The sequence below is a fragment of the Amphibacillus marinus genome (genome assembly GCF_900110345.1).
GTDB classification, from domain to species: domain Bacteria; phylum Bacillota; class Bacilli; order Bacillales; family Amphibacillaceae; genus Amphibacillus_D; species Amphibacillus_D marinus.
The window spans coordinates 775,107-798,826 of record NZ_FODJ01000001.1 but is presented as its reverse complement, the minus strand read 5'-3'; the positions used below and the strand labels follow the sequence as shown (position 1 = coordinate 798,826).

The following is a 23,720-nucleotide window of genomic DNA, read 5'->3' as shown; positions in this document are numbered from 1 at the left end:
GGAATTTAATTATGCCTATTACTGTCTTCATAAATTTAAGTGGGAGCCTTCAAAACTCGGCAAAATGTCGATGCGTGAGAAGGCTCTTGTGTTTGCTTTTGTTGATGAACGCATTAAACGAGAAAAAGAAGAAGACCGTCAAATGAAAAGCCGCCAGAGTGCTTCACGCTCTCGACCATCTCGAGGCAAAAGGGGAAGGAGGTAAAATATGGATAATAATGCAATTGCAAGAAGCATAAAACTTTTTGAATCTTTTGGTAGTGTAATCCAACAGTTTAACAAAGGTTTAGCTAATGCGATAGATAATTTTGAGAAATTTCAAGTTGTTTTAGATAAGGGTTGTAATTCAGCGCCAACACCCTTAAGTCAGGGTTTTGATAAAGCAAATCAAATAGATTTCATGAGTAGAGAGATCTGTACTGGTGGGGTAGACGATAATAATGATTTATCATTAATGAATCATGCCAGTTCCCTTAGTCAACTTGAATTATCTTATCAGCGTATTAGTATTGGGGCTAATAGGTACGCTAGTATGCTTCTTGTTTTAAGATCTAGTATGGGACAAATGATTCAATTACAGAGCAGCTTAGGTAATAATAAAGGATTGAATCTGCAACAGACGAAGCTTCAACGAGCAGCAGAGTATGCTCAAATGTTAATTAATCGCTTTAAACAAACAAGTCCACCTATTATTGCCTTAAGCTATCATATTTCAAGGGTAAAAGACCATATTACTCAGAGTGCACTTGCGCAGAGTCGCTTTGGGCAAGTAATTGGACGATCATTAGGATTTATCGGCCGTTTAACAAGTTCTGCTGCACGTTTACCAGGAGCATGGGTATCGTTAATCCCAATTATTGGACAAGCAATTAAAAAGCAGTACCAGCTCAGGACGGCGATACAGACAACTGCGAAAGGGCAACAGAAATTCAATGGTCTATCCTTTTTAAAGGGAATAGGTAATGCAATTAAAACTGTTCGCCAGTTTGCCCAGTTACTTGGAGCTGCTGCAAGTCAAGCTGATTTAATTACCCAGTCAATGAGACGTGTGAGTAATATTACAAATTCTGACCAATCCTTAGATCAATTAAATGATAATATTATGGCCAGTAGCATAGACGCAAGAACACCTTGGCAAGAGACAGCAGCTTTTGTTGCTAAAGTAGCACAAACCTCTGGTGGATTGTTTGCTAACAATGACGAGGTAGTTGGCTTCACAAACTTGCTACAGAAATCATTCAAAGCTGGTGGTGCGAGTGCAGAGGAGCAGAAGTCTTCCATGACGCAGCTTGCTCAAGCACTACAGAAAGGTGTCTTAAGTGGGCAAGAACTTAATTCTATCATGACCGATGCCCCTATGATAGTTGATGCTATTACAAATCATTTAGGTATTACAAAAAGTGAATTGAGCGGTATTGCTGACGAAGGGCAGCTTTCAGCACAGCTTTTTAAAGATGCAATGTTTGCTGCTGCAACTGACATTAATAATAAATTTCAAGAGATCCCCATGACATGGGGAGAAATGTGGGCGCAAACAAAGAACATTGCTCTATACGCTTTTATGCCTCTAATTGAGTCTTTTAATGCCTTTATTAATAGTGATGTAGGTCAACAAATTTTTGAGAGCATTAGTACAGGGTTTGTAATGTTGGCTGAGGTAGCGAGTTGGGTGTTTGCCTTCATTGTTATTGGGCTGACTTGGCTGCAAGAGAACATAGAAAAGGTCATGACTTTTTTCACAATTCTAGGAGTAGTTATTGCAACAGTTGCACTTATAGTTGCTATTTCCTGGGCAATTGCGAACTGGCCAATTATTTTAATGATTTTATTGATCATGGCACTTGTTAATTTTTTTGAAAGTCTAGGTATTACTGCAAGTGACATATTGGGATTTATAGCGGGTACATTTGCTTTTCTAGGTGTGCTTATTTATGACGTTATTATTATATTAGTTGGGATATTTGAATTTTTATTCCAATTAGTTACTAATGGATTGATAGGTATAGCTAATTTAGCATTGGCAGCAGCTGAATTCTTTGCTAATTCATGGAACAACTCCATTTATAATGTTAGAAAAGCAGCGCATGCAATGATTACATTCATTCTAGATATCTTTGCAAAACTTGCAGAAGGATCTGGTGAGACAGGTCTTGCTTTAGCTAATGCCTTTGTTAATGGAGCGAATATGGCTATTAAAGGTATTAATTGGTTAATCGACGCAATAAATGAAATCCCAGGTATTAGTTTAGGCAAAATCTCAACAATGGATAATTTCGGATCTTCTGCAGAATTAGGTGATCAAATACGAGGATTAGTAGATCATTTCGATCCAGGTGACGAGCCTGAGCAGATTCAGTATAAGCGCTTTAAATATTTAGAAATGGATGGTTTAAGTAAGGTAGGAGATAAATTAAAAAATCCTAATGATGCATTCAACAAAGCTTATGAAAAAGGTTCAAATCTAGGTAATAACGCTAACGGCTTTATGGATAGTCTTACTAGTAAAATGTCTGGTGATTTAGGTCTTTCTCCTAGTACAAATAGCTTAGGTAATATAGGAGATGGAACAGGTGACAAAATTGGTAAAGGAAAAGAAATAGGTGACATTGGTAAGATAAAATCTGAAGTCTCCATTAATGATGAAGACTTGAAATACTTACGTGACATTGCCGAACGAAACTTTATTATACGTTATCAACAGTTATCACCAAATGCAACAGTTAATCTTTATGGCTCCAATAATAAGGAACAAGATGCGAAGAAATTACTGGAGGAGATGGAGATTCTTATTGAAGCAGCCGCAGCAACTAATTTAGCGTAAAGGGGGCTATACTGTATGGCCATTGGTTTTTTTATTGAATATAGTGGGCAAATAGCCCACTTTCCTGTTAACCCAGAATCGGTAGTATTTAGTAAGAACTCTAGCAACGAAAGCACCGAAATAGTTGGTCTTGGTGAAATAAACGTATTAGGCATTACAAGTTTAGGAGAAATGACTTTTGAAAGCTTCTTCCCCGGTTTTCGTCATGCCAGCTATGTTAGAACAAAAAATAAGTTCTGGAACCCGAAACGGTACATTGATTTAATTGAGAAGATTAGACGTCAAAAAAAGCCTTGTCGTTTTGTTATTACTCATACACTTATTAATACTTTAGTATCAATTGAAAGCTTTGAGTATGAGTATCGTGCAGGTGAAGAAAATGATGTTTACTTTTCGATCACACTTAAAGAATATCGCCCCTATGATGCTAAGTTTGTAAAGGTTGTACAGCAGGTATCGCGTCCAACGACACCTAAAGTCACAAAGAAACCTACTAAAAGTAAATCAACTAACAAGCAAGTTACTACCGGTAGTACGGTTATTGTTAATGGTCGTTTACATCGTGATTCTTATGGTGCAGGACCAGGGCAAACTGAGAAAAATGCTAGACGTAAGGTTAACTTTATCAAGAAAGGGCGTAAATGCCCTTATCATGTTACCAATTTAAATGGTGGCTGGCGTGGCTGGGTAACAGCTAGTAGTGTTAGAAGGGTGGATTAAGAATGAATATTGAGTTTTTAATTCAGAACATTAACAATGGACGTACCTTTGATATTGGAGAGCTTGCATCAAATATTGAATGGTCTACAGATGTTGATTTTCAGCCAGGAAAATTTACCTTTAATCTTCTTCAACATAATGATGTTTCCGTTAGCGAGGGTGATATTATTCGGTTTAAATTTGAAGGCCGTAATATTTTTTATGGGAGGGTATTTAAGAAAGCAAAGTCAGAAGGGTTATGGTCGATTACTGCCTATGACCGTCTGCGTTATTTGCAAAATACCGATACTGTAGTTTTTGGTGCATTACCTAGTCATGAGGTTTTTACCCATATATGCAGACTAAACAATTTACCGTTCCGGATTGTTAATGCAAGTAGATATAGCTGTACTCCTGCCATTCAGGATAAAAAAAGCTATTTTGCTATGATTCAAGATGCACTTGATCAAACATTAGTTAACCATGGATTATGGTATATCATTCGCGATAACTTTGGGACATTAGAGCACATCTCTCTTAACAGCTTAATTACTAGCCTTGTAATTGGTGATCTTAGTATGGCAACTAGCTACAGTTATGAGTCTAGTATTGATGACTCTTACAATGTTGTTAAATTATCAATGGAAAATAAAGAAACAAATAAACGTGAGGTTTACCTTGTGCGTGATTCATCACTTGAAACAAAGTGGGGTAAGCTCCAATATCACGAATCAGTTAATGGCGATTTAAACCCTGCGCAGATTGCTAGTCAAGCTAATAAAATGCTGCAGGCATTAAAAGTAGTTAATAAAACTTTTAGGATAGACTGCTTGGGTGTAAAAGAAATCTCCGCTGGATCTGGTATAGTTCTGCAATTTAAGGACCTTGAAAGTGAGGGGTTGGGGAAACCTAAATTGGCGATTGTTTCTAAGTGTACCCATAGTTGGGGAAAAACTCACGAAATGTCAATTGATCTAAAGGTGGTGTAACAATGGCTGGTGAGAGAATTGCTCAGATGATTAAGGCTGCTAGAGGGAATGAACAAGACTTTTCTGATGTTTTATTCGGACAAGTCACACAGAATAAACCACTAATTATTAGAGTGGATAATCGTTTTGAAGTTACAGAGCAGCATTTGGTTTTATCAAGGAATGTCCAACCCTATAGTGTAAAGGTTGAAGTACCGACTATAGCAAGTTCTTCTACTGGATTTGTGCAACCACCTGTTCTAGCAGGTAAAATAGATGTTAATAGTGATGTCTCCTATCAAAATGTGGTTACTGATGTTACAGTGGGTAGTCGGTTAATTAATATCCAAATCTTTAGAGCACTGGAAGTGGGCGATTACGTATCGTTAATTAGATCTCAAAAAGGACAACTCTATTATGTCTTAGATAGGAGGTAGTTGCCTATGATGGCAATGGAATTGCACAATGAAGAAATTGAAGAAACACTCCTTCCCTCACGAACCTATGCAGTCTATAACAATAGAATTATAGGCACGGTTGATGGTATAAAGGCAATAAGGCAAGCTGTAGAAAAAATTCTTAGAACTCAGCTCTTTAATTATGAAATATATACTGAAACTTATGGCATTGAATCTGATCGGTTGATAGGACAAAATTTTGACTTTGTGAGAGCAGATATTCAACGGACGATAGAGGATGCTTTGTTAATCGATGATCGAATTGAGGAAATTAACGATTTCAGGATTATTTCAGAAACAAGGAATGCTCTAGCGGTGGGCTTTACCGTTCTATCTATAGAAGGCCTATTTCCAATAGAAAGTGAGGTGCAAATGTGAACATAAATGAACTTGGTACATTTCTAGAAAAATATACGTACGAAACATTACTTGAACAAGCCTTAGATCGAGTACCTGAAGGTATTGATATAAGAGAAGGAAGTATTATTTACGATGCTCTTGCGCCTTCTTGTTATCAGCTTGCTGATTTTTATATGCAACTTAAAAATGTCTTGCTTGATATTTTTGCTCAAACTGCTTCAGGTGAATATCTTGATTTGAAAGTATCTGAATATGGTGTTAAAAGGTTTAATAGCACAGCTGCCATAAGACTTGCTTCATTTCTTGATACTAATGGTGAATTTTTAGATGTACCAATCGGAGCACGCTTTAGCACATTTGAAACAAATGGATTAATATTTGAAGTGTTACAAATGCTTAGTAAAGGGAATTTTCTATTGCGATGTGACACAGATGGTGCAATAGGAAATACTTATCATGGGCCAATATTACCCGTAGATAATATTAACGGTCTGGCAACTGCTACTATAGGCGAGGTTTCCACACCAGGGCAGAACGAAGAAACGGATGACGAATTACGTAGCCGCTTCTTTAATTTTGTTAATCAAAAATCATTTGGTGGAAATTTTTCTGATTACGTAACGAATGTTGGGCAAATTGAAGGTATAGGCGGACAGCAGATTTATCCGGTGTGGGACGGCCCAGGTAGTGTAAAGGTTGTTATTATTGATTCAGACCTAAATATTACTACCCAGACATTTATCGATAAGGTAAAAGAGCTACTTGATCCCAACCCTTATTCGGGTGAAGGGATGGGACTAGCGCCGATCGGTCATAAGATTACGGTCACGACTGCTGAAGCATTGACTGTTAATGTAGTTTTTTCTATCTCATTGATGGCAGGCTATAATTTAGATCAAGTTAGGCCAGCATTAATGGATGTCATGCGTCTATACTTTGTCGATTTGCGAGGGGAGTGGTCATCCTTTACTGAATCCAATGCATACCATTTAAGTGTTTATCGAAGTCAACTTGTAGCTGGATTAGTTAAGGTGCCGGGTGTGGCTAATATTGATAATATGGAATTTAATGAGCAAGCAGCAGATGTTAACTTAATTATGACAAACGATCGAAGCCAACTGCCGTTCTTAGGTGAGGTGACGATAAATGAGAGTTGAGCGGATTAATCTTGAGGAATTAAAACCTAGTTTTTATAAAGATGTGCTAGAAATGGATGCGCTTATTCATAACTATGGCAATATATTTGAGAACTTACGCCTTGATACGCAACGTGTACAAGATAATGCTTATGTAATGCTTTGTGATGACGATGCCCTAAGGGTGTACGAAGATATGTTTCGCATTATTGCTGATTCAGTCAATGAAAGTAATGAGTTTAGGCGTCTACGGGTTCTGAACCGCATGACTTCACGCCCACCCTTTACGTATAAATTCTTGGTGGAAAAGCTTAGTGAAATCTTCGGTAATGATCACTATGCCGTGTTCTTAGATTACGATGATCAAACACTCTATATTGAAAGTGCTGCCACAACGTCAGACTGGTATAAAGAAGTTAGTTTGACTGTTAATGCGGTTAAGCCTGTCAATATGCGTTATATTCAAATACCTGTCCATTTCGAACAAGTACGCTTAATCGAGCGTGCTTTTTTGCTTGAAATGACTTATGCACGTGTAGGATATGCACGAGTTGGGAGAACACCTCTTGAGGAGAGACTCTCAGAAAGTGAGGTTGAATTAATATGATTACTGATTTAACAAAAAATTTAATTGCGGTTCAGTATGAAGAGAATTTAATAAATGTTAGGTTAAACGGTTCTGTTTTAGTTAATGATTTTGAATTAAGTGAAGTCAATCAAAATACTGTGACTCTTGAGTTTAATGTCCCTAGTGGCATAAGTCAGATTACTAGGCTTGAGTTATTAGGTGAAACAGGCGTGTTGTCTGACTCAAATTTATTTGTGCCAGTTGAGGTTGATACACGATTTAGATACAGAATGAGGGTGGTATAGATGGCAGATAAACAATGGGAGGTAGGCTCAGTCATTGGGCTTGATGATGTATTAAAGTGGGACCGTAAAGTTGCACCAGAAGAGTTGCTACAGTTAGTGGAACAGTTGCAGTCAGGACAGATTACCGTAGCGGAAGCGAGGAAGTGGGCAGAGTCTATAACCGTTACGCTAGCTGGTGATGTGCGAGGTAATGTTAATATTGATGGATCGGGGAATGTTACGCTTACTGTCACAGTTAATAAGGCTACTCAGGCTGAAGCTGAAGCGGGGGAAAGTAATACGCGCTTTATGACTCCATTAAGGACAGCCCAGGCTATCTTTTCAGCCGGATTAGCAAAGGTAGCTGATTTGGCTGGTCATATTGCTAACCGATCTAATCCTCACCAAGTCACTAATGAGCAAGTGGGGCTAGGTAATGTTGATAATGCTAAGCAAGCTACCAAGCAAGAGTTTGATGTGCATATTGACAACGAAGATAATCCCCATGATGTAACTACGAGGCAGGTAAATATACTTCCAACCAGTAATACAGATGTAACTGGTCAATCTGGTATATCTGAATACCCTTTTGGAATTACATCTCTACAGATTATAAATAGAAATGGATTCCCTACCGCGCATGGTGTATTAGAAACCGTTAGTCAGGTTAGTTCGAGTGGCTATGGTTACCAAATATTCTCCTCTCGTGTAACTCCAAGAGGAATTTGGTTTAGGAATGCTATTAGCATAAATTCTTGGACTGATTGGAAAGAAATTGAAACAACTGATTTTAGCATTGGGGTAAACAACCTTGTCCCCAGTTTCAAAAGTAATGAATGGCTGTTTAGTTCTCTGGCAAGTCCTAATATAGATGATTACAAGGTTACAATATCAACGGAAGGTGCGGGTTGGATTACAGGTCGTTTGTTTTTATCCTTAGAACCCAACACACAGTATTTTCTAGGGGCTAAAAGAGCTGATGCTAGAGTTTCAATAAGATTAGGTCATAATCTAAACGGCTCTACAATAGGCGATAAAAATGAAATATTCATAACACCTTCTGATGGTTTAGTTACTGTTAGGATTGACAACAGTGGAGCGACAGGAAGCTTCATTTTTGAAAACATTTATGTTGTAAAAGGGACTAAAGATGTGGGCTGGACATTTCCTGCCATTGATGTAAAAAATCACATGGCTGATCTGAATAATCCACATAAGGTGACCAGTGAACAAATTAATCATCTTCCTGCTGAATCAATTAGTAATGATACAGGTCCAGATGAATTTCCTGTTGGGATTAGTGTTGTTAGAGCTAATTCGGACTTAGGTTTTCCTGTACAGTACGGTGTGCTAACGACGGAAAAGTCAAGTACTCGTTATACTACGCAATATTACCGACCTGTTCAACCTGCTAATAGGGGTCAAATGTATTTCCGAAATTGTACGACTAATGCTGGCGTGTGGGGAGATTGGATGCAGGTGGAAACCACGGGAGGGGCACAATCTAAAATTAACACTCATGCTAATTTAAAAAATAACCCGCACAACGTTACCGCAGCACAAGTAGGTTTGGGAAACGTTCAAAACTATAGCTTTGACAACATATTAATTGATCCAACTTATGATCAGTTTAGGGGGGCCGCATCTAAGAACCTAGGACCTGCAAGCAATAATGAGGGAACTGTACCTTTTTATATATTGCTGGCTAGAGCAGATGTTGCAAGTAAAACAGCAGGTACTATTATGGGATCAAGATCAAATTCATCTTCTCATTATGATGCTGCTTTATTTTTAGTGTCTGTGAGTTGTGCAGAAAATGGTGATGGTGCTATGGTTATCTCTTTGGAAACAAGAACTCCAGTTGCTAATTTAGTAAAGGTTACGTTTAACTCAAGAAGATACTTTGCCTTAAAGTTAATATTGCCTCAGCACAGACGGTTTGATGTAAATATGTTTCAGGGAATGTCAACACATATCGATGAAATGCGAGTAGTAGATGAAGAGGATGTGACAAATGAAGAAGCTTATTCAGGTGGGAATGCAAGAAACGTATCAGTTCTAGGTGCATCTGGCATTACGGTTAATGATAAGCCACTGGTGACGCCGCCTGATGTTTTAACTGTCACTGGCACTTCTTATACAATCCCGACTAATTTTGGATCAAGCGTTGTCATTAGGTTTACAGGATCAAGTAATACTAATGTCACCTTGGCTAGTGGAGCTGCTAATTTACCAGCGGGTACTCAACTACTTTTATCTAACTCGGCTAATAAAACCGTAAACTTAATTGCACAGGGATCAAATGGCCTACAGGTAAAAGAAGGGTATATTCCGTCATGTTCAGGTGTAGGTTCATGTATGGGTCTGGTAAAGCTAGACTCAACTACTTGGGCAGTGTTTGGTGACGTAGATGTTGGGGGCGTGGGATAATCATGTCACTTATAATTATGCAAGCTGTTATGCAAAGTAATAATGGATTTAAAATCTATGAGAGAGGTTTGCAATATCAATCAATTTTAGGGTACTCAGGAGGGAATGCTGAAGCGAATTTCCGTGGCGATTCACTACAGTGTATTTTTACTTCAGGCGCTCCAATAGCCTTTTTTTATCTGGCAAACCCGATTAATACAAATGCATTTAGCAGAGTGTTTATAGATTGGCAGTACAATGTTGCTGCAGGGGACAACGGACCATGGATAGGTATATCTGCTTCAGGAGGCAACGAACCGTGGAACTATCAAAACATATATTTTGGTAGGGATGAATGGGGCTATTCAAGACGCTTAGACAGTTTTGATTTACCCAGTCAAGGAAATAGATACTTGTCCTTTGGATTAAAGCATGAATTTGCACTGTCTTCTGCAGAACTGAATATATTTAGAATTTATTTAAAGTGATAGTTAGGAGGTTAATCTATGACTTGGGGGGAGATCGGAAGCATTGTCGGCAGTTTAAGCGCAGCGGGCTCCTTTTTAATTTGGCTTTATAAGAAATTGGTTCAGGAACCTGATCAGAAAATCAGAGAGAAAACTGCTGAGGACTTACTTCAAGCTGATCAGGAACAACGTATGCATATGGAAAAGGTTTTGTTACCCATCTCAGATCAAATACAAAGGCTTAATGAAAATCTTGAAGAGAGTCGGCTTGATCGAATTAGGATTCATGAGCGGTTGGATCATCATAAGGAAGAAATAGTCGGACTTGACAAAAGGTTTACTAAGATCGAGCATCATGTATTTGAAGGAGGTGATAAATTATGAATCTGAAAGGTGTAAGCAAGTCGGTATGGGTGCGAGCAATCGCACTTTTTTTAGTGCTGGTAAATTTAATTTGTATTGAGTTTTTTGGATTTCAAATTATTCCTTTTGCGGAGACTGAGATTTATGAAGGAGTTTCTATTGTTGTTGTTACAACGGTAACGATTTGGACAAGCTGGAAAAATAATAGTTTTACAAAAAAGGCACAGCACGCAGATAGATTTTTAGAATAATTAAAATGGGAGTGAATTTATTATGAGTGAAGTATGGAACGGCTTTAGAATTTCAAGTCCATTTGGCTACCGAACGCATCCCATTACTAAACAGAGACATACTTTTCATACTGGCATTGATCTTGTGAAAAAACACCTTGCCCCAATTGAGGCCTTTATTAGTGGTCGTGTCTTATTTGTTGGTATGGGGCAACAAGGGTCTGGCTTTGGTGGCTATGGTAATGTTGTGTTGATTCAGGATGCTATTGGACGAGGCAATGTTTATGCACATCTACATGATGTTTCTGTAAGGGTTGGACAAACTGTAAAAAAAGGTCAGGTTATTGGCCGTCAAGGAAGCACTGGTAATAGTACAGGGTCACACCTTCACTTTGAAGTCCGTAAAGCAGCTTCCTCTAATGTACCTTACGGTTGGATTGCTGACCGTCCTAACAACTGTGTTGAGCCGACAGCTTATGTTGATGCATACAAAGAGCCAGTAAAAAGCAATCCTGTACCTAAACCAGGAACTGGCGGTAAAATCACCTTAAAGATTGATGGACGTTGGGGGCCACAAACGACACGAGCTCTACAAGATGCGATTAGCACGGTGACTGATGGTATAATCAGTGACCAGACAAGAAACCAAGCTAGTCAAGCTATTATCGGTGTTGAGTTTGGTAATGGTCGCAACGGTAGTTTGGTCATTAAAAGATTACAGCGCATTGTTGGAAGCAAGCAAGATGGCTTAATCGGTCCACATACGGTTAGAGCAATGCAAAAGCATTTATGTACCGTGCAAGATGGTGTGATTAGCACACCTAACTCGTTAATGGTTCGTACACTGCAGCGGAGACTTAAGATAGGGAATCTAAAATAGAAAAGAAATTTTACGGATTTAGATAATAAAAAAAGGAGAGATATTTATGGTGAATTTTATATGGCCAACAACAACAAAAAAAGTAACAAGTGGGTTCCGTCCACCACATAGACCTAGTCACCATGGGATTGATATTGCTGAGAATGGATACCATGAAATCTATGCGTCTGCAGCTGGAACTGTTTCAAGATCGGAAAATAATCAAAATGGTTATGGTCAATGCATTTTTATTGTTCATAATATCAATGGTCAAACCTGGGAAACAGTATATGCACATATGAGAGACAATTCGAGAACTGTGTCTGTGGGTCAAACAGTGCGTCAAAATCAACAAATTGGAGTAATGGGTAACACGGGAGACAGTTCAGGTCAACATCTACACTTTGAATTACACAAAGGTCGATGGAATGGTAGTAAGTCCAATGCGGTTAATCCTCTAAATTATTTAGATGTGAAAGAAGAACCTAATCCAATCACTGTTCCTAATGAAACACCATCCGATAATAATTATTATCGCATTCACACTGGTTTATTTACTACCTTATCTGGTTATGAAAGAGCCCTAAATGAGCTTAAAGCAGTGTATAATTACACTATCTACTTAGCACCAGATGAACCTAAGCTCGTAGGTGATGATGAGTGGCGGATTCGCTTTTATACAGGACGCGTCCAAGGACAAAACAATGCACGAATTCTGAAAAAGGCATTTGAGGATAGATTTTCTTGGAATATTCACATTGTAGATGCTAATCAAGATCATGAAGAAATTGACTATAAAGCAGCCGGAAACTCAGAGAACACGTATTATCGTATAATGACAGGTTTCTTTCGAAGTCTTGGCGGTTTTAATAATGCTAGAGCTACTCTTAAGCAAAGTTATTCAGGTATTACCTATGAAGCGTCCGATGACTCTAGACTTCGAGAAGATGGGGATCTTAAATTGAGATTCTATACGGGAAGGGTTATGGGAATTACCGCAGCTCAAGAGCTTAAAGCTAGACTAGAGCAACAGTTTTCATGGAACTTTAATATTATTGAAGCACAAGTTGGAAAGAAGTAAAATAAGTAAGCCAAGCCCTCACTTTCTATGACTACAGTAGTGAGGGCTACATAATTAGAAAGGTCATTTACTAATTAAATCTTTTGAAATAATTCTTGCAAGTACTTATGAATTAAAGTGTTTTTATATAGCCACAAAACTAGTGTTAAGCTTACTAAAACGAAAAGCTAGCAAGTAAGGAAAGTTAACAGCTTTGAGAACTACCAAGATTAATTGAATTTAGAAATGGTAAGTATAAGCTCATAACTTCTATTAAAACCAACCCCTTATTTACTATTTATAGTATCAAACTAATCACAAATATACCGTCATGAAGGCTCATTCATTTTTATTTTTAATTATGTATACTGAATCTACATAGAGAGGGGTAATAGTGTGAAAAAAATACTAGCTTTATTAATTGTTTCAATTATGTCGATGGTATTTATTGTGTCTTGCAGTAATGATTCAACAGAAGGGGCAGGACAATCAAATGATAACAGAACAGATTCAGATAATGCTGAGAATGAAGCAGATGAAGTAGAAATTACGTTACCAGTCTCATTTTTAGGAGAAGAGACTGATATTGACCAAGTTCAGGCCGATGCTGTTGAGCTTGGAATGACTAATATAAATCGTAATGATGATGGTTCAATTACCTATTCGATGCCAAAAGACCTTCATCAAGAGTGGATGAGTGAATATGCAGCAGAAATTGATACAGCAATGACTAATTTAGAAGAAAATGAACATTTTGTATCGATAGCTACAGTCGCTGCGAATGATAATTATTCAACCTTTACCATCACAGTTTATCAAGAGGCTTTTGAAGAGAACATGGAAGGAATGGCGGCATATGGCCTTGGATTTTCAGGAATGTACTACCAATTTATGAATGGTGAAGGAGAGGTTAACACTAGCGTTACCATCGAATTTGTTAATCAAGCATCTGGAGCAGTTTTTGATCAATTTGTTTTTCCAGATGATCTTGAATAGTCGTTTAAAGTCACCTTTTGGTGGCTTTTTTATCGAGCATAGCTAATCTGAAAATGTAAAATCTAGACATTTAAGAATAAAAAAAACGGCTAAAGCTACCAACTCGCCGTTTTAGAATGTTTTCTTGATTATAAGCTTTCTTCAAGCAAAGACTACTACCCTCTATTAATTCCACCATGCAATAAAGTATGCACCCCACTTCACAACGACAAGCTAATGTTACATAGCTATCGCCCAAACCGATACGTATACAACTCCCCATTATAAAAGGTTTCAAAATAGCCAAGTTTCTTCTCTTGCTGGTCAATCGCAACTGTTGTAAGTACTTTTGATTTAAGTAGTGCCCCAAGGTCAATTTCAAGAATTTCTTGTTGCTCAGCGGTTGGCAAAACAGCTTCCATTTCAAGATCTGATCCAATTATTTTAAAGTCTAGGCTAGTAAGATAATCGTATAGGGAGTGGTCTAATGCTTCAATATTTAATGCAGACAAAACTTTGGTAGAAATGTAATTATAGCTAATCGCAATGGGCTTCTTGTTTCCAGTTCGTAAGCGGATGAAATAATGAAGAAATGTATCTGGCGGTAAGCCTAACTTTTCAGCTATTTCTGGAACTTCATTGCCATGAATTAATCGGTAAGAGAGCAATTTTGATCCGGGTGTCAGGCCAATACTTTTCATATCGTCAGAGAAACTTGTGAATTCTTTTAGCGATTTGGTAATATGGCGTGGTTCTACAAAGCTACCTTTGCCGGACACTCTTGTTATATACTTTTTATCTACTAATTTGCTGAGTGCTTTATTAATAGTCATTTTACTAAAGCCGAAGCGGTCAACTAATTGATCCTCAGTCTCTATTTTGTCACCTACCTTCAGGTTGCCTTGCTTAATTTCATCAATAATAAAGTTTTCAACTTGAATATATTTAGGTACCTTACTCATAAATTCGCTCCTCATTCAACACTTCAATATTTTTTCCAATTATAAATATATATGTATTGTAACATAAAATATATAATTGATCATTAGTGAAGATGAAAATTATACAATCATCATATAAAAATAGTGCTAACTGATAAAAAATTCTTCTTAATTCTCTTTTTAAGATAATTTTTTTCTTAAAAACATATAAATAATATCTTTAAATTATATATTTATTAGTGTACCATATTATATAATTAATAAAAAAGCTTGAAGATTCAGAAAAAGGAGGTTGGCGATTTAAACAGTTAATAAATCTTGAAAGGGGATTTAAGATGAAGAAAATTATTATTGGTACTCATGGACATTTGTCTAAGGCGTTTATCGAGACTGCCAAGTTAATCGCTGGTGATGACATTGAGGTGAATTATCTTTGTATGACAAAGGGCAAGTCAGTAGCTGAAGCGGAGCAAGAAGCAAGAAGTTTGTTAGAGGCTGATGGGCAAGATTGCAAAGTTATTGTGCTTACCGATGTCTTAGGAGGAAGTGTAGCCAATTTATTTACAGCTTTACTACAGAGCTATCATTTTGATCTTATAACAGGTGTCAATTTACCAATGGTCTTAACTGCACTATTATCAGTAACCAACCATTCTTCTGGTGAACTTATTCAAGAGATTATTACCGAAGCACGAAATGGCATTCAATATGTCAATGATTTAATCGACGAAGCAGACAAAGGGGATGACTTAGATGATCTCATTAATGAGGGTTGATGATCGGTTAGTCCATGGTCAGGTTGCTTATGGCTGGACATCGACAGTTGATGCTAGTGTTATTTTAGTAGTTAATGATGAAGCAAAGAACGACAAGGTGCGGGCGATGGCGTTGAATATGGCTAAGCCTAGCAACGTAAAGCTTTATATTCGGGGAGTCGAGGAATCTGGAGAGATTGTTAAAAAATTTGCCGAATCAAAGAAAAACAATGTCCTTGTCATCGTCAAAAACATAAACGATGCTCATCGGTTAATTAATATCTCAGAAGGGGTAGTCAACCATTTAAACATTGGTGGTCTCCCACATCAGGAGGGGAAAACAAAGCTAATGGATCTGGTTTCAATTAGTGAACAGGAATTAGAACAAATACGAGAAATAGAAGGTCGAGGCGTGGAAGTAGAATTTCGGATGCTACCAAGGGATAGGCGGAGAACATTGAACCAATTAACGAAATAAGGGGGATTATTATGTTTGTTCAAGCGTTAATGATCGGCTTAATAGCAGGGATAGGTATTCTTGATGGGCGTATTTTAGGGCAAGTGATGCTGGATCGTCCTCTTGTTACTGGAACATTGGTTGGGGTTGTTTTAGGTGATATTGAACAAGGAATTGTTATTGGGGCGCAGCTCGAATTAGTCTGGATGGGGTTAACGGGCATTGGAGCATCAACACCACCGGATGTGGTAACGGGTGGTGTGCTTGGTACGGCATTCGCAATTATGTCTGGTAGTGGTTTTGAAGTAGCACTTGCACTAGCCGTCCCAATTGCTGTCTTAGCGCAGACATTGGGTGTGCTTTGTCGAATTGTTAATTCATACTTCACTCAAAAAGCAGATATGTATGCCAAAAAAGCAGATTTCCGTGGCGTTACGATTATGATGTGGATTCCTGTTAGCTTATTCTTTTTGAGTACCTTCATTCCATCATTTCTTGCCATTATGTTGGGGGCAACTCGAGTGGAAGGCTTTATTAATGCAGTGCCAGATGCCATTATGGCTGGGCTAGGTGTAGCGGGTGTGCTTCTTCCGGCAATTGGCTTTGCTTTGTTGCTTGACATGCTTTATTCAAAGAAAATGGCAGTGTTTTTCTTTGTCGGCTTTCTGTTAGTTTCATACACAGCGTTGGATACCATGGCTATTGCCTTACTGGGTGCATGTTTAGCTGTCATTTTACACTTCTATGCTCCAAGTATAAAGGGCTCAGGGGATAATCATGCAAAAAGCTATCAACCAATAACAGATAACCTAACGGAAGGAGAGATTGACTTTGACTAGTGTGGAAAGAAAAAAAGTCACGAAAAAGGATTTGAAGCAGGTTTTTTGGCGGTCCTTTGCTTTACAGGGTGCCTTTAACTATGAACGGATGCAGAATTTAGGCTATGGCTATGCTATGTTACCAATCATTAAACGCTTATACAGCAAAAAAGAAGAGCAATCTGCTGCGATGGAACGACATCTAGAAATTTTTAATACAACACCGCAAGTTTCACCATTAATTATGGGGATATCTGCAGCGATGGAGGAAGAAAACGCAAATAGTGACGCGTTTGATGTTGCATCAATTAATGCTGTGAAAGCATCGTTAATGGGACCGTTAGCAGGTATTGGAGATTCGTTATTTTGGGGTACCTTCCGGATCATTGCAGCTGGAATTGGTGTTTCGCTTGCTTCAAATGGCAATATTCTTGGCCCACTAATCTTCTTACTGTTATTTAATACGCCGCATTTTTTGGTCCGTTTACTAGGGCTGAAGTATGGCTATGAGGTTGGGATCAACTCGCTAGAACGCATTCAACGAGAAGGCCTAATGGATACAGTGATGAATGTGGTAACCATTGTGGGTCTGCTAGTTGTCGGTTCCTTAGTAGGTTCATTGTTAAACATTAATACGCCACTAGTCTTTGAGGTGAGTGGGGCAGAGGTTGTTATTCAGGAAATTCTCGATAGTATTCTACCTAATATGCTGCCGTTAGCTTTTGTTTTTCTACTCTTTCGGCTAATTCGTAAGGAAATTAGTGTGACGAAATTGACGTTAGCTACTTTGGTGGTAGGTGTCGTGTTAAGCATAATTGGAATATTATAGACAGGGGGTAGTTCAAATGAAAGTAGCAGCATATATCCAAGAAACTCCAGCTAAAATGCATCAGGTGGTCGACAAGTCTACTTCACTATTTCAAGAGGTAAAACAAGCAGCGTTCGATCGCATCATTCTAACAGGTTCTGGCTCAAGCTTTCATGCTGCACTTCAAGTGAAGCCATTATTGCAGCGGCTATTAAAGATTGAAATTGAAGCATTATATCCTTTCCAAGTAACTAGTGAGACTTTTGCAGGAAGTCACCACACCACCTTGTTAATTGGTTTATCTCAAGGTGGTAGTAGCTACTCTACCTATCGAGCTATGCTTACGGCAAAGGAGCACAATGTCAAGATTGCTTCGATGGCAGGTGCTGAACAAGTACTAATTGATGAGCTAGCCGATTATGTGTTAACCGTTTTTTGTGGTGAAGAGAAGGCTGGACCTAAAACGAAGGGTTTCACCACTACTAAATTAAATCTAATGCTGTTTGGCTTGCATGTGGCATTAGAGAGAAAGCACATAACGCAAGAGGATTTTAACAAACAACTTACATTAATCGATCAAGCTATTGCAAAATTTGATCACGTTTATCAGACGGCGGAAGTGTGGGTGAAAGCAAATCAGGAGACCTTAGCTGCTGCTTCAGATCTTCGCGTTGTAGGGACAGCTGACTTGTATGGTGACACCCTAGAAAGTGCGTTGAAGATGTTAGAAACGCTTCGTACCCCAGTTACGGGCTATGAATTTGAAGAGTTCATCCATGGTATTTACAATGCAATTAATGAGAATTCGACCTTGATTATCTTTAATTCTGGTAAAGAGGAGCGGGTATCCAAGTTGATTGAGGTATTAAGTGACTGGACGAGTCAAGTTTTTGTAATTACGAATCAACAAGTGACGAAATGGGAGAATAGTATTTACCTGCCAATCGATGAAAACAATCCATATGACATGCTATTTCTCGTCATTCCGATCCAATTAATTTGTGCTTTGGTTCCAGAGTTAAAGGGCATTAATCCAGCTATTCCAAAGGATCGCCAATTCCATCAAAAATTAAATAGTAAAAAACTTTAAGTAAAAGAGGGAGGGGTGACGTTTTTTAGTCAGCCTCCCTTATTTAACAGGGGGATTTTTATGCGTCTAATCGTTGCTGCTGACAAGCTATTATACAACGGAGAACTAGTAGATGATCACGTTTTAGAAATAAAGCATGGGAAAATAGTTAACCTACTTAGCAAAGAAACAGTCAGAAAACCTGATTACACTTATCGGGGCATCATTGCACCAGGGTTAATTGATACCCATATCCATGGTTACGAAGGGGTGGAGGTTATTGATGCGAGTGTTGAAGAATTGGTAACCATGAAGCAGAAGCTATTGAAATGTGGTGTTACATCGTTTTTACCAACACTTCAGACAGATGCACCTGATAAAATATCACAAGCAATTAACAATATAACTGAAGCACAAAAAAATTCACAAGGGGCACAAATCGTTGGTATTTTTCTCGAGGGGCCTTTCTTAGCAGAGGCATTCAAAGGCGCACAAGACGGGCGTTTTTTACAAGAGCCATCAATTGAGCAGCTACGTGAATGGCAAGCCGAATCAGATGGTTTAATAAAGAAAATTGCAATTGCACCTGAACTAGCGGGTGCATCTGAATTCATTACTTACGCTACTCAACAAGGGATCGTGGTCGCTATCGGACATTCAAACGCTACAGCTGCTGAAGCTGAAAATGCAATTGACAATGGTGCTACTGTCGCCATTCATACCTTTAATGCTATGCGCTATCTACACCATCGTGAGCCTGGTATTATAGGAGAAAGCTTAATCAACGATGATCTTTATGCTGAGCTGATCTGTGATGGCTACCATCTTGATAAAAGGATAGTTGACTTAATTTTACGGGCAAAGGGAGTTGATCGCTCCTTATTAATAACAGATGGAACCAAGGCATCAGGTTTACCAGATGGAGATTATAATCGAAGTGGGGTTCCCATTCAGGTTAGAGGTGGTGCCGTCCGAACTAAGGACGGCGCTTTAGCAGGGAGCTCGCTCTCGCTTCTTCAAGCAGTAAAGAATATTGTAACCTGGGATAAGGTTTCATTAGTGGAGGCATTGCAGATGGCAACGATAAATCCGGCTAAATCATTGAAACTGGAAAAAGAATTCGGAGGCTTTTGTAAAGGGGCCCGTGCCGATTTTGTTGTTCTAGATGTCCAGCTTGACGTGATTGCGACCTGGGTTAATGGTGTGGAGAATTTAATTAATAAAGAAAACGAATAGCGAAAATTGGATTCTGGCTTTTTTGAACGCTTCTAAACCTTTCTCTATCTAATTAGCGTGTGCATCTCTATGGAGTTAACACAATACCTTAAAACAAACTAAATAGAATACACTAATACGCTTACACTTGAAATTGGTGATGGCATTTCAACGACAATATCATAAACAGGTTGATTAATCTACATTTTGTACTAAAATATATAAGAGTATAGCAAAAGTGTTTAGGTTGCTATATTCTTAACAATATGTTTATTATATCGTTGAAGGAGTCAGACAGTGAAGCTTAAACAATTTACGTTAACCGCCATTTTTGTATCCATTATCTTGTTATTTGCTTTTACGCCAATTGGCTTTATCCACTTGGGCATAATTAAAGCAACAATTATTCACATTCCCGTTATTATTGGTTCAATTGTGTTAGGACCGAAACTTGGTGCAGTGCTTGGTTTTTCATTTGGAATGACTAGTCTTGTTACCAACACGCTTACACCGAGCCTATTATCATTCGCCTTTTCACCGGTTATTCCGGTTTTAGGCACGAACCAGGGTAGCTTTTGGGCTTTGTTTATTGCCTTTGTCCCACGAGTATTACTCGGTATCATTCCTTTTTTTCTTTATAAAATGCTTGCAAGTGTAATGAAGAGAAAGGAAAGTGAAAAAGCCCCCCTATTTATAGCGGGACTTGTAGCAACATTTATTCATACCTTTCTAGTCATGGGTGCAATTTCAATCTTGTTTTATGATGCCTATGCGCTCGCCATTGAGGCGGGTAGCATACAGGCGATTGTAATTGCTGTTCTAACGGTATTTCTGACTAATGGTCTCGCAGAGGCCCTGCTTGCTGCTCTTATTTCGGCAACAGTAGTACCGCCGTTAGTTAAGCTTTCGAAAGAAAAATAGATAAACAAAAGAACTCGCCAATTAGGTGAGTTTTTTTGTCTGTACCTTTTTTGATGGCTGTTATCAAGCAACAAGGGAAGTGCAGGTAATGGCTAGGTTAAGCAAGCTGATTCCAGACTAAGATACTTTAATAGGTACCTCGACTTGCAGTCAAGTAAGTATTTTTCAATAAAGCCTTAATTATAGAAAAAAGAGGTCCCTCTCAATTTACGACTGAGGAGAGATCCTTCTGCGCACTGTTTTATAAAAAACAATAAGCTATAAAAAATTTAATTTATTTCACTTGCTAGCATCTGTTTGGCTGTTTCATGCATTTCTGGTAGTCCAGAAGTTTCTGCATATTCAGCAACTGTGATACCGCTTGTTGTTAAAAGATTGACGATATGCTCATTCATACGTGGCCATGTTTTGCCACCGGCATTTTGGTAAGCATCAAGTAATTGCCTTAGACCGGTCTGACCGAAAAGAAGATAATGGGACATAAAATCAACCGATACATCGGCAATGCCCACTTCTGTCCAGTCAATTATCCCGGTTACTTGATAATTGTTATTAATCAGAATGTGACCAGGGTGAAGGTCGCCATGCTTTACCCCAACATGGGTTGGCCATAGGGTATCATCTGCTAACCAGTCCTGCCAGCACTGCCAACGCGAAGGATTAATGTCATAAGTCTGATTTACTTTCTTCATCCGTTCTTTCATATGACTTCTTAATTGATTTGCAGGTAGGTATTCAATACCAATTTTTTTAAATGGAGCTTGGGGCAGGGCGTGTAAATTTGCTAACGCCTGACCTAATGAGTGATTGTATTCAGCTGGAACCTTCATGTTATCAAAGCTCCAGATATAATCTTGCAGTTCCATATCTATCGTGGCGGCTGGGTTCCCACCTAGCTGTTGATAGGCAACGAACTCTTCAGAGATAATTGACCATTTTGGAACCTCAAAACTGGCATGCTGACCGATGATAGCCAATGCTTCTTGTTCTAGTTGAGCGTGGCGCAGTGACTCTCGGCGTCGTGGGATTCTTAAAATCCATTTATTGTCATACTCATCTTTGGCATAGGCGACTTGAAAGTCAACGCCAGATTCATTAAATGTGATACTGTCTAGTAAGATATTTAGTCCATGCTTGTGTGCTAACTGCTGTAATTTAAGTGTATGCATTGTTTTTTCCCTCCAAGTAGTTTGTAAGGTTGAAATCATAAAAAAGACACAGACTGGCGCATGTCTGTGTCGTAAGTAAACGTTGTGCTCTTTAGCTATTAGCTGCATGTTCACAATGTGTATAAAGATATAAGAAAAGACAAATTAATAGCTACTTTTCCTCATCTTTAGGTTTATCTTTATCCGTAGAAGATCATTAAAAATGTGCAGACTACACCCGTTTACTCTGTTTTATCAAGACAGAGCCTTTGAATATATTAAATTAGCCATTATTCAAAGTTTGGTAACGTAGTCTTCCAGATAGCATCATTTTTTCACAATCCTCCTTTTGTTAATTTAATACTACTATACCTTCTTTTTTTTCTTATTGTCAATCGTTATTTTTTACGATAAACGATCAGGTTTTTTATTGGTAAATGGTCACTATTTGCCCGTCAGGAAACATTAGTTTAAGTGTAATTGTTGCTAAATCAGTCGGTAGAGCATCGTAATTAATTTCGAACGTTGTACCCGTAATGCCGGTTTTAATACTGCTACCAAGCCATACAACTTCTTCATTATTAATAAGTAGCTTAATCTGATCAAGCGTTAGCCCTTCAATAACTGCTTTATCACCACGACCCGCGATCTTTGTTTGGGTTGGGGAGGCAGTTAGCGTTTGAATCGTTAGGGAACCACCATCAAGTTTAACGCTTTTGCGGATTGATTGCTTAATGGAATGACCAAGAGCTTGGGCTGGGTTGTAGGTAAATGTTAATGTTTGATTAGTCCCCCAAAATTCAATGGTTAGAGCTCTAGCAAAACCATTTGGCGGCGCAAAGGTTTGGACGCCTTTAAGTTTCTTCCCATCTTCACTATACTCACCAACGCCACTTATTGCGCTAGCATTTGTTAGAAAACCAGTTAGTTGCTGGGGTGTGACGTCATAATTAGGATTATCCTGTAATGGTTTAGGACTTTCAAGTGTGTAGAACATGACCAACTGATTGTCATCAACCATTACACCATCAACAGTGAAACGAAGTCCATTTTCAAACACTAAGCTTTTATTAATTGCTTGCCCTAATCCACCTTCATTTAAATGCTGTAGTGTATCAGAAATAATATGGTCATAGCCAAGTAGTTTCTTGCCATAGTAGGCAAGGCTTGGCGCCGCATGATTAATGATCAGGATCATGATAATAAAGGCAGTTGCATACCTCCATAGTTTTTTCATTCGAAACAGTCTAACAGACTTAGGCTGTTTGATTAATGCCTGGCTAAGACGTTGCTCCAGTTCAGCAGGTGCTTGGATCTGGTTAAGCTGCTGCTTACGATGATAAAAAAGCTCTTTTACTTTATCCATCCTGTTCACCTCGCGCTAGTTGATTTAAGTGTTTTAATCCATAATAAATACGGGACTTAACTGTTCCGATTGGGGTATTAGTCAGCTGACTAATTGTCTCCAAATCAAAATCATGTAAGTATTTAAGTTTAATCATTTCAGCATGATGCGGTTTAGTTGTGCTAGTAAATAATCAAGCTCCAATTCTTGATGTTTCTGTTCAACCTGATCGCTAGCTGTAACAAGCTCAGCTTGGTTGTCTGCTAAACGTGTCATTTTTTTCTGCTCACGAAAGGCACGATAACAGCACCTTACTAATATTTTTTTGCTCCAGCTATAAAAGGCTTCTCTTTTTCTAAGGGTCTGAATTTGCTCATAGAGGATAACGATCATATCCTCCATTACATCTAACGCATCATTTTTGTTTTTCATGTACGACCATGCCAAGCGATAATAGTCGTCTTGTTTATCTAGAATAAGTTGCAATAAAGCTTCTTTATCTCCTTTTTGAGCTTGCTTAACTAACCTGTTAATCAACTGGCCATCACCTTCCTTATCTGTAAGAGATAATCGGACTATAAAAAGT

Annotated in this window: 27 protein-coding genes; 22 read left to right on the top strand and 5 right to left on the bottom strand. The window is 38.4% G+C overall.

Annotated features, from left to right (window positions below; translation table 11 throughout):
* Positions 1-208: 208 nt before the first annotated feature.
* The 15 genes from BM000_RS03795 (at position 209) to BM000_RS03725 (ending at position 13,678) form a co-directional block, all read left to right on the top strand.
* Complete coding sequence (locus tag BM000_RS03795; RefSeq protein ID WP_091494964.1) at positions 209-2,821, top strand: tape measure protein; 2,613 nt, start codon at positions 209-211, stop codon at positions 2,819-2,821.
* A 15-nt stretch (positions 2,822-2,836) separates the two neighbouring features.
* Positions 2,837-3,541 (top strand): phage baseplate protein, encoded by a 705-nt coding sequence (locus BM000_RS03790; protein ID WP_091494962.1) that lies wholly within the window; start codon positions 2,837-2,839, stop codon positions 3,539-3,541.
* 2 nt (positions 3,542-3,543) lie between these two features.
* A complete protein-coding gene (locus tag BM000_RS03785; protein ID WP_091494960.1) occupies positions 3,544-4,509 on the top strand; it encodes an XkdQ/YqbQ family protein in 966 nt (321 codons plus the stop codon).
* Between the two features lie 2 nt (positions 4,510-4,511).
* Complete coding sequence (locus BM000_RS03780; protein WP_091494958.1) at positions 4,512-4,925, top strand: DUF2577 domain-containing protein; 414 nt, start codon at positions 4,512-4,514, stop codon at positions 4,923-4,925.
* 6 nt (positions 4,926-4,931) lie between these two features.
* Positions 4,932-5,324, top strand: a complete 393-nt coding sequence (locus BM000_RS03775) for a DUF2634 domain-containing protein (protein WP_091494956.1) — start codon at positions 4,932-4,934, stop codon at positions 5,322-5,324.
* Entirely contained in the window at positions 5,321-6,463 is a 1,143-nt protein-coding gene (locus tag BM000_RS03770; protein ID WP_091494954.1) for a baseplate J/gp47 family protein, read from the top strand. Before BM000_RS03775 ends, BM000_RS03770 begins: the two co-directional genes overlap by 4 nt.
* Positions 6,453-7,049: a putative phage tail protein gene (locus tag BM000_RS03765; protein WP_091494952.1), complete on the top strand. Its 597-nt coding sequence runs from the start codon at positions 6,453-6,455 to the stop codon at positions 7,047-7,049. The genes BM000_RS03770 and BM000_RS03765 overlap by 11 nt, the downstream gene beginning before the upstream one ends.
* Positions 7,046-7,315: a hypothetical protein gene (locus BM000_RS03760; protein ID WP_091494950.1), complete on the top strand. Its 270-nt coding sequence runs from the start codon at positions 7,046-7,048 to the stop codon at positions 7,313-7,315. Before BM000_RS03765 ends, BM000_RS03760 begins: the two co-directional genes overlap by 4 nt.
* Positions 7,316-9,724, top strand: a complete 2,409-nt coding sequence (locus BM000_RS03755; RefSeq protein ID WP_091494948.1) for a pyocin knob domain-containing protein — start codon at positions 7,316-7,318, stop codon at positions 9,722-9,724. It abuts the gene before it with no gap.
* Positions 9,725-9,726: 2 nt separating this feature from the next.
* Positions 9,727-10,191, top strand: coding sequence for a hypothetical protein (locus BM000_RS03750; protein ID WP_091494946.1), 465 nt, complete (start codon positions 9,727-9,729; stop codon positions 10,189-10,191).
* An 18-nt stretch (positions 10,192-10,209) separates the two neighbouring features.
* Positions 10,210-10,554 carry a hypothetical protein gene (locus BM000_RS03745; protein WP_091494944.1) on the top strand — a complete coding sequence of 115 codons (345 nt, stop codon included), beginning with the start codon at positions 10,210-10,212 and terminating at the stop codon, positions 10,552-10,554.
* Positions 10,551-10,784: a phage holin gene (locus BM000_RS03740; protein ID WP_091494942.1), complete on the top strand. Its 234-nt coding sequence runs from the start codon at positions 10,551-10,553 to the stop codon at positions 10,782-10,784. The genes BM000_RS03745 and BM000_RS03740 overlap by 4 nt, the downstream gene beginning before the upstream one ends.
* 22 nt (positions 10,785-10,806) lie before the next feature.
* Entirely contained in the window at positions 10,807-11,643 is an 837-nt protein-coding gene (locus BM000_RS03735) for a M23 family metallopeptidase (RefSeq protein WP_091494940.1), read from the top strand.
* Positions 11,644-11,689: 46 nt separating this feature from the next.
* Positions 11,690-12,703, top strand: a complete 1,014-nt coding sequence (locus BM000_RS03730) for a M23 family metallopeptidase (protein ID WP_091494939.1) — start codon at positions 11,690-11,692, stop codon at positions 12,701-12,703.
* Between the two features lie 375 nt (positions 12,704-13,078).
* Complete coding sequence (locus BM000_RS03725) at positions 13,079-13,678, top strand: hypothetical protein (protein WP_091494937.1); 600 nt, start codon at positions 13,079-13,081, stop codon at positions 13,676-13,678.
* A 227-nt stretch (positions 13,679-13,905) separates the two neighbouring features.
* On the opposite strand, the gene BM000_RS03720 is transcribed toward BM000_RS03725, so the two are convergent.
* Positions 13,906-14,619, bottom strand: a complete 714-nt coding sequence (locus BM000_RS03720) for a GntR family transcriptional regulator (protein WP_177178193.1) — start codon at positions 14,617-14,619, stop codon at positions 13,906-13,908.
* Positions 14,620-14,933: 314 nt separating this feature from the next.
* On the opposite strand from BM000_RS03720, the gene BM000_RS03715 reads away from it, so the two are divergent.
* The 7 genes from BM000_RS03715 (at position 14,934) to BM000_RS03685 (ending at position 20,641) form a co-directional block, all read left to right on the top strand.
* Positions 14,934-15,374 (top strand): PTS sugar transporter subunit IIA, encoded by a 441-nt coding sequence (locus tag BM000_RS03715; RefSeq protein ID WP_091494933.1) that lies wholly within the window; start codon positions 14,934-14,936, stop codon positions 15,372-15,374.
* Positions 15,352-15,831, top strand: coding sequence for a PTS sugar transporter subunit IIB (locus BM000_RS03710; protein WP_091494931.1), 480 nt, complete (start codon positions 15,352-15,354; stop codon positions 15,829-15,831). The genes BM000_RS03715 and BM000_RS03710 overlap by 23 nt, the downstream gene beginning before the upstream one ends.
* An 11-nt stretch (positions 15,832-15,842) precedes the next feature.
* A complete protein-coding gene (locus tag BM000_RS03705) occupies positions 15,843-16,649 on the top strand; it encodes a PTS mannose/fructose/sorbose/N-acetylgalactosamine transporter subunit IIC (RefSeq protein ID WP_091494929.1) in 807 nt (268 codons plus the stop codon).
* Position 16,650: 1 nt separating this feature from the next.
* Positions 16,651-17,457: a PTS system mannose/fructose/sorbose family transporter subunit IID gene (locus BM000_RS03700; RefSeq protein ID WP_091495053.1), complete on the top strand. Its 807-nt coding sequence runs from the start codon at positions 16,651-16,653 to the stop codon at positions 17,455-17,457.
* Between the two features lie 16 nt (positions 17,458-17,473).
* The gene (locus BM000_RS03695; protein ID WP_091494928.1) at positions 17,474-18,526 is read left to right on the top strand and encodes an SIS domain-containing protein; all 1,053 of its coding nucleotides are present in this window, start codon (positions 17,474-17,476) and stop codon (positions 18,524-18,526) included.
* A gap of 60 nt (positions 18,527-18,586) precedes the next feature.
* Positions 18,587-19,741 (top strand): N-acetylglucosamine-6-phosphate deacetylase, encoded by a 1,155-nt coding sequence (gene nagA, locus BM000_RS03690; RefSeq protein WP_091494926.1) that lies wholly within the window; start codon positions 18,587-18,589, stop codon positions 19,739-19,741.
* Between the two features lie 276 nt (positions 19,742-20,017).
* Positions 20,018-20,641, top strand: coding sequence for an ECF transporter S component (locus BM000_RS03685; RefSeq protein WP_091494925.1), 624 nt, complete (start codon positions 20,018-20,020; stop codon positions 20,639-20,641).
* 269 nt (positions 20,642-20,910) lie between these two features.
* Here the strand turns inward: BM000_RS03685 and BM000_RS03680 are convergent, their stop codons facing one another.
* The 4 genes from BM000_RS03680 to BM000_RS03670 form a co-directional block, all read right to left on the bottom strand.
* Positions 20,911-21,810 carry a macrolide 2'-phosphotransferase gene (locus tag BM000_RS03680; protein WP_091494924.1) on the bottom strand — a complete coding sequence of 300 codons (900 nt, stop codon included), beginning with the start codon at positions 21,808-21,810 and terminating at the stop codon, positions 20,911-20,913.
* A 406-nt stretch (positions 21,811-22,216) separates the two neighbouring features.
* Positions 22,217-23,155, bottom strand: a complete 939-nt coding sequence (locus BM000_RS03675) for a DUF4179 domain-containing protein (protein WP_091494922.1) — start codon at positions 23,153-23,155, stop codon at positions 22,217-22,219.
* The gene (locus BM000_RS17140) at positions 23,148-23,291 is read right to left on the bottom strand and encodes a sigma factor-like helix-turn-helix DNA-binding protein (protein WP_143063884.1); all 144 of its coding nucleotides are present in this window, start codon (positions 23,289-23,291) and stop codon (positions 23,148-23,150) included. Before BM000_RS17140 ends, BM000_RS03675 begins: the two co-directional genes overlap by 8 nt.
* Complete coding sequence (locus BM000_RS03670; RefSeq protein WP_342708150.1) at positions 23,288-23,671, bottom strand: RNA polymerase sigma factor; 384 nt, start codon at positions 23,669-23,671, stop codon at positions 23,288-23,290. Before BM000_RS03670 ends, BM000_RS17140 begins: the two co-directional genes overlap by 4 nt.
* Positions 23,672-23,720: the final 49 nt, after the last annotated feature.

Coding starts and splice junctions, on each gene's coding strand:
- BM000_RS03795 (WP_091494964.1), top strand. CDS start 209: ATGGATAATAATGCAATTGCAAGAAGCATAAAACTTTTTGAATCTTTT.
- BM000_RS03790 (WP_091494962.1), top strand. CDS start 2,837: ATGGCCATTGGTTTTTTTATTGAATATAGTGGGCAAATAGCCCACTTT.
- BM000_RS03785 (WP_091494960.1), top strand. CDS start 3,544: ATGAATATTGAGTTTTTAATTCAGAACATTAACAATGGACGTACCTTT.
- BM000_RS03780 (WP_091494958.1), top strand. CDS start 4,512: ATGGCTGGTGAGAGAATTGCTCAGATGATTAAGGCTGCTAGAGGGAAT.
- BM000_RS03775 (WP_091494956.1), top strand. CDS start 4,932: ATGATGGCAATGGAATTGCACAATGAAGAAATTGAAGAAACACTCCTT.
- BM000_RS03765 (WP_091494952.1), top strand. CDS start 6,453: ATGAGAGTTGAGCGGATTAATCTTGAGGAATTAAAACCTAGTTTTTAT.
- BM000_RS03760 (WP_091494950.1), top strand. CDS start 7,046: ATGATTACTGATTTAACAAAAAATTTAATTGCGGTTCAGTATGAAGAG.
- BM000_RS03755 (WP_091494948.1), top strand. CDS start 7,316: ATGGCAGATAAACAATGGGAGGTAGGCTCAGTCATTGGGCTTGATGAT.
- BM000_RS03750 (WP_091494946.1), top strand. CDS start 9,727: ATGTCACTTATAATTATGCAAGCTGTTATGCAAAGTAATAATGGATTT.
- BM000_RS03745 (WP_091494944.1), top strand. CDS start 10,210: ATGACTTGGGGGGAGATCGGAAGCATTGTCGGCAGTTTAAGCGCAGCG.
- BM000_RS03740 (WP_091494942.1), top strand. CDS start 10,551: ATGAATCTGAAAGGTGTAAGCAAGTCGGTATGGGTGCGAGCAATCGCA.
- BM000_RS03735 (WP_091494940.1), top strand. CDS start 10,807: ATGAGTGAAGTATGGAACGGCTTTAGAATTTCAAGTCCATTTGGCTAC.
- BM000_RS03730 (WP_091494939.1), top strand. CDS start 11,690: ATGGTGAATTTTATATGGCCAACAACAACAAAAAAAGTAACAAGTGGG.
- BM000_RS03720 (WP_177178193.1), bottom strand. CDS start 14,619: ATGAGTAAGGTACCTAAATATATTCAAGTTGAAAACTTTATTATTGAT.
- BM000_RS03715 (WP_091494933.1), top strand. CDS start 14,934: ATGAAGAAAATTATTATTGGTACTCATGGACATTTGTCTAAGGCGTTT.
- BM000_RS03710 (WP_091494931.1), top strand. CDS start 15,352: ATGATCTCATTAATGAGGGTTGATGATCGGTTAGTCCATGGTCAGGTT.
- BM000_RS03705 (WP_091494929.1), top strand. CDS start 15,843: ATGTTTGTTCAAGCGTTAATGATCGGCTTAATAGCAGGGATAGGTATT.
- BM000_RS03695 (WP_091494928.1), top strand. CDS start 17,474: ATGAAAGTAGCAGCATATATCCAAGAAACTCCAGCTAAAATGCATCAG.
- nagA (WP_091494926.1), top strand. CDS start 18,587: ATGCGTCTAATCGTTGCTGCTGACAAGCTATTATACAACGGAGAACTA.
- BM000_RS03680 (WP_091494924.1), bottom strand. CDS start 21,810: ATGCATACACTTAAATTACAGCAGTTAGCACACAAGCATGGACTAAAT.
- BM000_RS03675 (WP_091494922.1), bottom strand. CDS start 23,155: ATGGATAAAGTAAAAGAGCTTTTTTATCATCGTAAGCAGCAGCTTAAC.
- BM000_RS17140 (WP_143063884.1), bottom strand. CDS start 23,291: ATGATTAAACTTAAATACTTACATGATTTTGATTTGGAGACAATTAGT.